The sequence below is a fragment of the Streptomyces sp. NPDC031274 genome, from assembly GCF_055570235.1.
In genome coordinates this window covers 16662-26699 of record NZ_JBVIHP010000017.1, presented here as the reverse complement: position 1 = coordinate 26699, position 10038 = coordinate 16662, and the positions used below count along the sequence as shown (strand labels likewise).

Below are 10038 nucleotides of genomic sequence, written 5' to 3'. Positions count from 1 at the left end.
GGCGCGCCGGGGAGCTGTGCAGGGCGACGCAACTCCAGGGGGACGAAGTCCTTGGGCGGGCGCCGCCGAGCGGCGCGTCCGGAGCTCGCCTCGACGTCGGTCTCTGTAGCGACGGCTCGCGATCCTCAGCGGCCGCGCAGCGCCTTCCAGTCGTCCTCCAGGATGGAGTACTGCACGATGTCGTGCCACACGCCGTCGACATGGCCGTAGTGCCGCAACCGTCCCTCACGGACCATGCCGGCCTTCTCGATGGCCCGCTGCGCGGCGACGTTGGACGGCATGAATCCCGACCAGACCCGGTGCAGGCCGAGCCGGTCGAACCCCAGGACGCCGAGCAGGAAGCCGATCTCGACGCTGTGGCCCACGCTCACCCGGTCGGCGCGCAGAGCAAGACCCACCTCCGCGCTGCGGTAGCCGACGCGGACCATCCCGCCCTCGGACGACTGGTCCTCGACGATCAACTTCGCCGAGCCGATCAACTCACCCGTGGCGATCTCGCTGACGCCGAGGCGGTAGTGCGAGCGCGGAGTCCGCCGAGCACCGGCCCTCGCCTGCTCGACAAGGGCCACGGCGTCGTGGCGCCGAAAGGGCGGCATGCCGAATTCCCGGGTCGTGCGGGGGTCACCGAAGATGTCGAGTACGCCTTCGACATCGCTGGGCACGAACTCCCGCAGGCGCAGCGTGGTGCCTTCGATGAGGACCGAACGCTGCTCCGACACTTCCGACACTCGCGGTGGCCATTCGTCGACCCGCGCCCGGCGCGGCTCTCGCGGAGCCCACAGGGGGGCTTGCTCCCGCTCGGCTTCCAGGCGATCCGTCATCTGTTGACTCCTTGGTGATGTTCTGTCGGGCCGAACGACACGCGCGTCACCCAGAGCGGTTTGCGCGTGCGGATCGCAGGAAGGAAGTTGGCCAGCGGCATGAGCCAGCCGCAGAGGAACCCGCGGCCCCGTGGTTCGCGGACTCCCCGCACGGCCGCGATGTTCGGGTGCACCGTGCGCAGCTTCCGCCGCTCGCCCGGTGTCATCCCCCAGAGCATCGGCGGCGGACGGTACCCGGCGGGGTAGCTCCACCGGCCCCGTACGGTGCGGGCAGCCATCCAGGCAGGCGGGGTGTCGAAGACCAGGTCCGCTCCGGGGAAGCGGGCGGCGCACCCTTCGATGAGCCGGTGCACCACATCCCGCGGGAGATACATCAGCATTCCCTGGGCGAGGATCAGCAGCCCTCGCGAGGCGTCGACCTCGTCCATCCACCGCGCATCGGTGGCCGAGCAGGGCAGCGTCCGGTGGCGTGGCGCGTCCGGCAGCAACCGCTGCCGCAACGCCGCGACTTCGGGCAGGTCGACCGCCAGCCAGCGCACCCTGCCGTTGTCCACCCGCCAGAACTGCGTCTCCAGGCCCTCCCCGAGCGAGACGACCGTGCCGTCCGGGTGGTCGTCGAGGAAGCGGCGCACCTCTCGGTCATAACAGCGCGCCCGTACCGCCATTCCTTGTGCCAGGCCCCAGTTACCGGTGCCGAACCGCTGCTCGAAGGGGTAGTCGACCGTGTCGATGACCTCGATCGCCTTCGGGTCGAGCAGTGCCGAGCCAGGGTCCTTCGCGGCCAGAGCGCGGTGGTGCAACGTCCATAGCGTCGTCTCGGCGACGCCGTCCAGCTGGGCCTGCCGCTTCTGTCCGTCCATCCGGCGATGGTCACAACACCGGCGGCGCCCCAGCAAGGAGCGTCACTCCTCCGAGCGTATAGATCACTCCTTCAGTTGGGATTTCCCACCGTGCCGTTCCCGGCCCCGAACCCTCCGCCGCGCTGTGCGGCGCCCAGGGCCGCCTCGGTGTCGGCGGCGGCCAGGTCGGCGTTGATGCGGGCACCGGCCAGGGCGCCGGCCGCGGCGGAGGCGCCGACCTGGGCGGACAGATCGGTGGCGTTGCCCGCCACCCACACCCCCGGCACATCGGTGGCGCCCGCCATGCCGGTGGCGAAGTGGCGGCCCATGCCGCCGGGCAGGTCCTGCATCGGCAGCTTCAGGTCGTCCAGGCCCTCGGTGCGGGCCTGCATGGTGGTGGCGACGGCGAGGACGCGCCGGGGCACAAGCTGTCCGTCGCTCAGGCGTACGCCCGCGATGTCGCCGCCCTCGGTGGCCACGACCTCGGTCACCGGCGTGTCGACCACCCGGATGTCGCGAGCGGCGAAGCGCGCACGGGTGTCCTCGTCGAGTTCGGTGCCGCGGGTGAAGTAGACGAGGTCGTCGGTCAACTGGCGGAACAGGAGCGCGTGGTGGACGGAGGCCGGGCCCACGGCGAGGATCCCGATGGGCTCGTCGCGCACCTCCCAGCCGTGGCAGTACGGGCAGTGCACCAGGCCGTGCCCCCAGTGCGCGGCGAGCCCGCGGACGTCGGGCAGGACGTCGCGCAGTCCGGTGGCGACGAGCAGGCGGCGCGCCGACAGAGTACTGCCATCGACGAGGGTGACCGTGAAGCGCGGATCGCCCTCATCGGCCGAGGGGGTGGCGGGGGCCGCGGAGGTCACTTCGCCGGTCACGACAAGACCGCCGTAGCGGCGTACCTCCTCGCGCCCCCGGCGCAGCAGTTCGGCGGGCGGGGTGCCCTCCAGGCCGAGCAGGCCGTGCACGCCTTCGGCGGGTGCGTTGCGCGGGGTGCCGCTGTCGATCACGACGACCGAACGGCGGGAGCGGGCGAGCATCAGCGCGCCGTTCAGGCCCGCGGCGCCGCCGCCGATCACCACGGCATCGACGGTCTCGTCCGGCAGCTCGTCAGTGGCATACGTGGCATACGTGGCAGTGGTCACAGACATGGCGTCGCACCCTTCCTTTCACGCGAGCACCCGCGGTTCGGGGGCTTCTGTCGTGACGATAGGCGCGCTTTGCCGATAGGGCATACACTCTTGCCTATGACGCAAGACAATGGCGAGATGGACAGCCTGGTACGCAAACGGATCCGGGCCCTGCGGGTGGCGCAGGGCTGGTCCCTGGAAGAACTGGCCGCCCGCGCCAAGGTCAGCCAGTCCACGCTCAGCCGCATCGAGAACGGCCAGCGCCGCCTGGCCCTTGACCAGCTCGTCACGCTCGCCCGGGCTCTGGACACCTCCCTCGACCAGCTCGTCGAGACCGCCACCGACGATGTCATCACCAGCCCGGCGATCGACGCGACCCATGGGCTCATGCGCTGGCCGATCAAGGCGGAGCCCGGCATGAGCGTCGTACGCCAGCGCATGACGAACCCGCCGCCCGACAACCCCTCACGCATGCGTGCCCATCCGGGCCGCGAATGGCTCGTCGTCCTGTCCGGCACCGCGGTCCTGCTGCTGGGCAACCGACGCCTGCGCGTCGAGACCAACCAGGCCGCGGAGTTCCCCACGATGCTCCCCCACGCCATCGGCGCCGAGGGCGGACCGTGCGAGATCCTGGGCATCTTCGACCGCGACGCCCGCCGCGGCCACCAACGCGAGGACAAGGGCGAGAGCGGCCGACCCGGCTCATGACGCACCGGTCGGCCGCCCGTTGCGCGTACGGCACAGCCGTCGGCCACCTTCTTGCGCACTCCGGGATTCATGGTGCCACCGCAGCATGGTCGACTTAGCGTCGCCGTCATGACCCACGCTTCCTCACACGCGGCCCACGACGGCACCGACCACCATCTCTCCTCACACGAGCCGGACGCCGACGGCCAAGCGGAGATCCTCGATCTGGACGCGGAAGTGCTCGGCGAGCACATCGCGTCCATCACCGCATGGCTGCCCCTCGAGAAGAAACCGCGCCACATCGTGGACCTGGGATGCGGAACGGGGGCAGGCACCTTCGCTCTGCTCTCGCGCTTCCCCGACGCGCGGGTGACCGCCGTCGACACGTCGGCCAGTCACCTCCACCGCCTGCGGGCAAGGGCCGAGGCGCTCGGGGTGGCCGACCAGGTGCGCACGGTGCAGGCCGATCTCGACGCGGTCTGGCCCGACCTCGGCCAACCCGAGCTGGTGTGGGCGTCGGCGTCGATGCACCACATGGCGGACCCCGACCGAACCCTGGGCAAGGTCCATGACCTGCTCGCGTCCGGCGGCCTGTTCGCCGTCGTCGAGCTGGCCGACTTCCCGCGTTTCCTGCCCGCCGACGCTCCGGAGGAGCGGCCCGGCCTGGAGGAACGCTGCCACGCCGCCCTCGCGCACGACGCCGCCGAGCACGTGCCGCACCGCGGCGCCGACTGGGGGCCGAAGCTGACGGCCGCCGGATTCACCGTCGAGGGCGAGCGCACGATCACCGTGGACGTCGACGGCTCACGCAGCGAGGCGGTCGGCCGGTACGCGCTCAGCAGCCTCAAGCGCCTGCGCGGCAGCGCCGCCCACGCCCTTACCCCTGGGGACCTCGGCGCCCTGGACCAACTGCTGGACGCCGAGAGCCCCTTCAGTCTCTTGCGCCGCAGCGATGTCGCAGTACGCACCGAACGCACCGTGTGGGCAGCGCGCCGCGCCTGATCTCCTAGGGAGCACGGCCGACCGCGACGGCGCGGACGACGGCCGCCACGCCCGCTCGGTCGGTGGGCTGGGAGTCGACGGAGTTGTGGATGGAGAAGCCCTCAACCAGCGCGTCGAGCGCCCGCGCCGTCAGGGGGTCGAAGTGCCGGGCCAGGGACTGACGGCTGGCCTGCATCCAGGCGCGTACCACCTCGAGCAGTTCCGGGTGGCGGGCGGCGAACGCGTACAGCTCGTAGCTGAGCAGCAGGTTGCGGTCGGTGCCCCAGACCTTGCCGCAGATGATCTCGACGACGGCTTCCTGCGCCTCTTCGGGGGTGCGCGCCGCAGCGAGCAGCGCCCCGTAGCGCATGGACACGGACTCGGCGAGACGGGTGAACGCCTCGGTGAGCAGATGCTGCATGTCGTCGAAGTAGTAGGTCAGCGAGCCGAGCGGCACCCCGGCCGCCGAGGCGATCTTTCGAAAGGTCACTTTGATGGCGCCGTGCTCGGCGATGACGTCGAGCGCCGCATCGAGGATGCGTTCACGCCGCCGGGGGTCGTTGGGGCCGCGGGTGCTGCCAGTCATCCCTGCCGTCTGCCTTCTTTTTCCCGTATCCAAGTGTGTACATTTGTACATACCCCGCTGTCGGCCCTGTCGCCGACCCGAGCATTCTTCCGGATTCCGTGGAGCTTCCCCTTGATAGACCGCGCCGTGCGCCGACGCCGTCAGGCTCTGTATCTCTTCTTCTTCCTGCCGGGCATCTCCATGTCCTCCTGGGTCACGCGCACCCCTGACGTCCGCGATCAACTGGGCGTGTCCACCGGACAGATGGGGCTCGTCCTGTTCGGCCTGTCCGTCGGCTCCATGAGCGGCATCCTGTGTTCCGGACGCCTCGTCTCAAGGTTCGGGACCCGGCCCGTGATCGCGCTCGGCACCATCCTGATCATCGCAAGCATGGCTGTGATCGGAGGCGGCAGTTCCGTACCGTCCGCGCCGATGGTCGCCGCAGGGCTGTGCCTGTTCGGGGCAGGAATGGGGGCCGGTGAGGTGGCCGTCAACGTGGACGGCGCCGACGTGGAACGCCTCACCGAAACGACCGTCCTGCCCACCCTGCACGGCTGCTTCAGCCTCGGCACCGTCATCGGCGGCCTTGCCGGCATGGTCGCCACCGCCGCCGACTTCCCCGTCATCTGGCACCTGATCGCCGTCGCCGCGGTCTCCGCAGGGATCCTGGTCTACGCCCTGCGCGCCGTCCCGGCCGGTATCGGGACCAGTGACACCCCCCGTGCCGCGGGCGCGGCCCAGCACGCCGGACCCGCGGTGTGGAGGGACCGCAAGCTTCTGCTGATCGGTGGCATCGTCCTGGCCATGGCACTGGCCGAGGGCGCCGCCAACGACTGGCTCCCCCTCCTCATGGTCGACGGGCACGGCCTGGACGCCGCACTGGGTTCGCTCGTCTTCGTGGGGTTCGCCGCCGCGATGACCGTGGGGCGTTTCAGCGGCACGTTCTTCCTCAACCGCTTCGGAAGGGCGACCGTCGTACGCGCCAGTGCCGTTTCCGGTGCCATCGGACTCGTGCTGGTCATCTTCTCCGACAGTGCCGTCGTGGCCGCAGCAGCCGTACTGTTCTGGGGACTTGGGGCGTCTCTGGGATTCCCCGTCGCTCTGTCCGCGGCAGGCGACTCGGGTCCCGACCAGACCGCGCGCGTGAGCCTGGTGGCCACGATCGGCTACGTCGCCTTCCTGGTGGGCCCACCGGCCCTCGGATTCCTGGGCGACCACTACGGGCTGCGATCCGCCATGGTGGTGGTACTGGTGTTCGTCGCCGCGGCCATCGCCATCGCCCCTGCCGCCGGCACCCGCACCCCCGCCGTGGCGGGCGGCGGTTCCCCCAAGGACACGCCGTCCAGCAGCCCGGACGCCCCCACCTCCGCCGATCGCGAGCTTCAGTGATGCTGCGTCATATGGGCGAGGACCTGTTCGGCACTGTCGGGGGCGAAGGCGCTGTCGATGCCCTCCGCTGCTCCTTCGGCGGCATCGACGGAGCGCGGCATGAGGGTCTTCTCGTACGCGGTGATGGCCTGATCGATGGTGGGGCTGTCGATGAGGGCCTGGGCGAGGTCCGCGCCGTCGAGCATGGCGAGGTTGGCGCCCATTCCTGAGAAGGGGGACATGAGGTGGGCGGCGTCTCCGAGGAGGGTGACGCCGGGTGTGTGGGGCCAGGTGTGCGGGACGGGAAGGGCGTACAGGGGACGGTTCGTGAAGCCGGTGTCCGTTTCGGTGATGAAGCCGAGCAGGGCAGGGCTCCAGCCGGTGAACTCTCCGAGGAGGGCTTCGCATACGGCGGCGGTGTCGGCGTCTGCCTCTGCGTCTGCGTCTGCGTCTGTGTCTGTGTCTGTGTCGGAGAAGTCGAGGCCCGCCTGCCGGTGCCAGTTCTCGTCGGTGCGCATGCCGACGTAGATACGGATGTGCCCACCGCTGTTGCGCTGGGCGACGAAGCCCTGGTTGTTGTCGAGAGCCATCATCGTGCCCGCACCGGTGAGTTCGGCGAGGCGAGGGTGGCGGCGGTCGGCATCGCTGAGGCCTGTTTCCACGAAGGTGACGCCGGTGTAGACCGGCTTCGCGTCGGACAGCAGGCGGCGGACCTGCGACCAGGCTCCGTCGGCCCCGATGACGAGGTCGGCATCAGCGAACGTGTCGTCGTCGGCGAAATGGAGGCGATGGGTGCCGTCGCCCAGGGGCTCGACGCGGGTGAGCTTGTGGCCCCAGCGTACGGTGTCCGGCTTGAGGGAATCGAGGAGGAGGTCGCGCAGTTGGCCGCGGTCGATCTCGGGATTGCCCCCGGTGGTGTCGGCCTCGGGCGGGACCGCGTCGAACAGTATCCGGCCGTCCCGGCCGACCAGTCGCATCTGCTGGCCCTCAGGGCGGGCCGCGGCCAGGAATGCGTCCAGCAGTCCGGCTGCGCGCAGGGCGCGCTGACCGGAGTCCGGATGCATGTCGAGGGAGCCGCCCTGGTCACGGGCGGTGCGGGAGGCGTCGCCGTCGTGGACGGTGGCGGTGATGCCGTACTCCTGCAGGATGCGGGCGCAGGTCAGGCCGCCGGGACCGGCCCCGATGATCGCGATGCGAGGTGTGTGGGTGGTGTTCATGGTGGTGATCCTCCGTTGGTGCGGCACGGCAGTGCCGCACTGTGGTGCGGTGCGGTGTTCTCCGGCGAGGTGTGCGGAGTGCTGGGGTCAGCCGGTCGTGGGGGCGGGGGCGTTCCGGGCCTTGCCGGTGGTGGGCGGCGGGCCGGCCTTCTTCAACGGCACTTCGATGACGCGGAGCGCGGCGACGAAGGCGAGAGCACACAGGACCGCCCCGATGAGGAAGATCTGGTGGGTGCCGTCGGTGACCGCGGTGAGGTAGGCGTCCTTGGCACCTGCGGGCAGCTTCGACACGGCAGTCGAGTCGGTCGCGGCGCCGACGCCTGGCAGGTGGGACTGGACGGCGCGGGTGAACAGCGAGCCGAAGGCCGCGATGCCGAGCGAGCCGCCCAGGGTGCGGAAGAGGTTCACCGAGCTCATCGCCGCACCCATGTCCCGCATGGCGACGCTGTTCTGCGCGACGGTGCCGGCCATCTGCAAGGTGAAGCCCATACCGATGCCGACCAGGACCATGTAGAGCGCGGTCAGCAGCCGTGAGGTGCCGGTGTCCATGGTGGCGAGGAGCGCCAGGCCCACGGTCAGGAACGCGGTGCCGAGGATCGGAAAGATCTTGTACTTGCCGGTGGCGGACATGACCTTCCCGGCGAGGGTGGACACGATCACCACCGGGATCATCATGGGCAGCATCAGCAGCCCGGAGTTGGTGGCCGACGCGCCCTGGACGGTCTGCTGGAACAGCGGAAGGTAGAGCCCCGTACCGAACATGACCACGCCTGCGGCCAGGATCATGGCCACCGCGAGCGGATAGTTGCGGTGGTTGGTGAACACCGACGGGGGCAACAGCGGCTCGTCGGCCCGCTTCTCCGTGCGGACGAACAGGGCAAGGCCGATCACGGCGACGGCTCCAAGCCCGAGAATCTGCCAGGAGCCCCAGGCGTAGGTGGTGCCCGCCCAGGTGGCGGCAAGGACGACGGCGCCGATGGAGATCGTCAGCAGGGCGATCCCCGCCCAGTCGATCTCTGCCTTGATGCGCCGGGCAGGCACGTCGAGCATCAGCCACAGCCACACCAGGGCGAGCAGACCGAGCGGCAAGTTGATGTAGAAGGCCCAACGCCAGTCCCAGTGCCCGGTGATGAACCCACCGAGGAGCGGGCCGCCGATGGTGCCGATGGCCATGACCGAGGCGGTCACGCCCTGATACTTGCCCCGCTCCCGAGGCGGCACGAGGGCGGCGATCAGGGTGAAGGCGCCCGCGCCGATGCCACCGGCACCTATGCCCTGCAGGGCGCGGAAGGCGATGAGACCGGTCATGGACTGCGCGGCGCCGCACAGCGCGGAGCCGACGATGAATACGGCGATCGAGGCCAAATACAGGGGCTTTCGGCCGTAGAGGTCGCCGAACTTGCCCCAGATCGGGGTGGTCACGGCGGTGACGAGCGTGTACGCGGTCACGACCCAGGACATGTGCTCGAGCCCGCCCAGGTCTCCGACGATCGTGGGCATCGCGGTGCCCACGACCATGTTGTCGAGCATCGCCAGAAGCATCGCGAGCATGACGCCGAGCAACACCCAGCGCACGTTCTTCGGCACAGCCGCGGGGCCGGCGGTGGGATCAGTGGCGGGGAGGGACGCAGACGTGGACATGACTGATCACTCCTTTCGGAGAGCGGAGGTGAAGAAGAGAAAGAGAACAGGAGGAGAGCGGGGCCGGACGGTGGCTCACGGCCGACCGCTGCTCCAGAAGACCACACCAACTCAATAAGTGCAACGACTCAACTTTTGAAGCTGGGCAACCGGAGAGTAGGGTGTGGTTATGACCGACACCGAGACCGGCACCGAGACCGAAGCCCCGTCGGCTCCGGTGGGGCGCCGCGAACGCAAAAAGGCCGCAACCCGCCAAGCCATCGCGGATGCGGCACTACGTCTGTTCCTGGAGCGTGGATACGACGATGTCGGTATCCGGGAGATCGCGGACGCCGCGGACGTGTCCACCACGACGTTGTTCAAGCACTTCCCGGTCAAGGAGGCCCTCGTCCTCGACGAGGACGCCGCCCAGGAAGCCCGCCTGCTCGCCGCCGTGCGCGAGCGGCCCCGCGGCCAGTCCATCCCGGCGGCGCTGTGCGGGCACGCCTTGCTCCATCGCATGGCGGCCGCGGATGCCGACGCCCGCTTCACGGCCTTCTTCGACCTGGTCAACGGCACGCCGGCCCTGCGTGACTACGTCCAGAACATGTGGCTGCGCCACACCGCGGCCCTGGCCGGGGTCATCGCCGAGGAGGGCGGTCTGCCCGCGGACGATCCCGCCTGTACCGCCCTGGCTCACTTCGCACTCGAAGCCCCGCGCGCCGCTCGCGGCCACGACGACCCCCGCGAGGCCATCACGCGCGCCTTCGACCTCCTGGAGAACGGCTGGCGCGCCCTTACCTGAACGCCGAG

General features: G+C 70.0%; 10 protein-coding genes. 4 read left to right on the top strand and 6 right to left on the bottom strand.

Going from position 1 to position 10038, the window contains the following annotated elements:
• Positions 1–125: 125 nt before the first annotated feature.
• The 3 genes from ACZ5CR_RS25660 to ACZ5CR_RS25650 form a co-directional block, all read right to left on the bottom strand.
• Complete coding sequence (locus ACZ5CR_RS25660; protein ID WP_468861336.1) at positions 126–821, bottom strand: GNAT family N-acetyltransferase; 696 nt, start codon at positions 819–821, stop codon at positions 126–128.
• Positions 818–1681: a class I SAM-dependent methyltransferase gene (locus ACZ5CR_RS25655; RefSeq protein ID WP_468861335.1), complete on the bottom strand. Its 864-nt coding sequence runs from the start codon at positions 1679–1681 to the stop codon at positions 818–820. The genes ACZ5CR_RS25660 and ACZ5CR_RS25655 overlap by 4 nt, the downstream gene beginning before the upstream one ends.
• A gap of 71 nt (positions 1682–1752) precedes the next feature.
• Positions 1753–2808, bottom strand: a complete 1056-nt coding sequence (locus ACZ5CR_RS25650; protein ID WP_468861333.1) for an NAD(P)/FAD-dependent oxidoreductase — start codon at positions 2806–2808, stop codon at positions 1753–1755.
• Between the two features lie 96 nt (positions 2809–2904).
• Here ACZ5CR_RS25650 and ACZ5CR_RS25645 point away from each other — a divergent pair, with 96 nt between their 5' ends.
• Positions 2905–3495, top strand: a complete 591-nt coding sequence (locus tag ACZ5CR_RS25645; protein ID WP_468861331.1) for a helix-turn-helix domain-containing protein — start codon at positions 2905–2907, stop codon at positions 3493–3495.
• A 108-nt stretch (positions 3496–3603) separates the two neighbouring features.
• Positions 3604–4476 (top strand): class I SAM-dependent methyltransferase, encoded by an 873-nt coding sequence (locus tag ACZ5CR_RS25640; protein WP_468861330.1) that lies wholly within the window; start codon positions 3604–3606, stop codon positions 4474–4476.
• A gap of 4 nt (positions 4477–4480) precedes the next feature.
• Here the strand turns inward: ACZ5CR_RS25640 and ACZ5CR_RS25635 are convergent, their stop codons facing one another.
• Entirely contained in the window at positions 4481–5041 is a 561-nt protein-coding gene (locus tag ACZ5CR_RS25635) for a TetR/AcrR family transcriptional regulator (protein WP_468861328.1), read from the bottom strand.
• Positions 5042–5152: 111 nt separating this feature from the next.
• On the opposite strand from ACZ5CR_RS25635, the gene ACZ5CR_RS25630 reads away from it, so the two are divergent.
• A complete protein-coding gene (locus tag ACZ5CR_RS25630) occupies positions 5153–6409 on the top strand; it encodes an MFS transporter (protein ID WP_468861325.1) in 1257 nt (418 codons plus the stop codon).
• Here the strand turns inward: ACZ5CR_RS25630 and ACZ5CR_RS25625 are convergent.
• Both ACZ5CR_RS25625 and ACZ5CR_RS25620 read right to left on the bottom strand, forming a co-directional pair.
• On the bottom strand, positions 6403–7605 hold the full coding sequence (locus ACZ5CR_RS25625) for an FAD-dependent oxidoreductase (protein ID WP_468861322.1): 1203 nt from the start codon (positions 7603–7605) through the stop codon (positions 6403–6405). The two genes, ACZ5CR_RS25630 and ACZ5CR_RS25625, sit on opposite strands and share 7 nt — an antisense overlap.
• 87 nt (positions 7606–7692) lie before the next feature.
• A complete protein-coding gene (locus tag ACZ5CR_RS25620; protein ID WP_468861320.1) occupies positions 7693–9246 on the bottom strand; it encodes an MDR family MFS transporter in 1554 nt (517 codons plus the stop codon).
• A gap of 169 nt (positions 9247–9415) precedes the next feature.
• Here ACZ5CR_RS25620 and ACZ5CR_RS25615 point away from each other — a divergent pair, with 169 nt between their 5' ends.
• Entirely contained in the window at positions 9416–10030 is a 615-nt protein-coding gene (locus ACZ5CR_RS25615; protein ID WP_468861318.1) for a TetR/AcrR family transcriptional regulator, read from the top strand.
• The last annotated feature ends 8 nt before the right edge of the window (positions 10031–10038 follow it).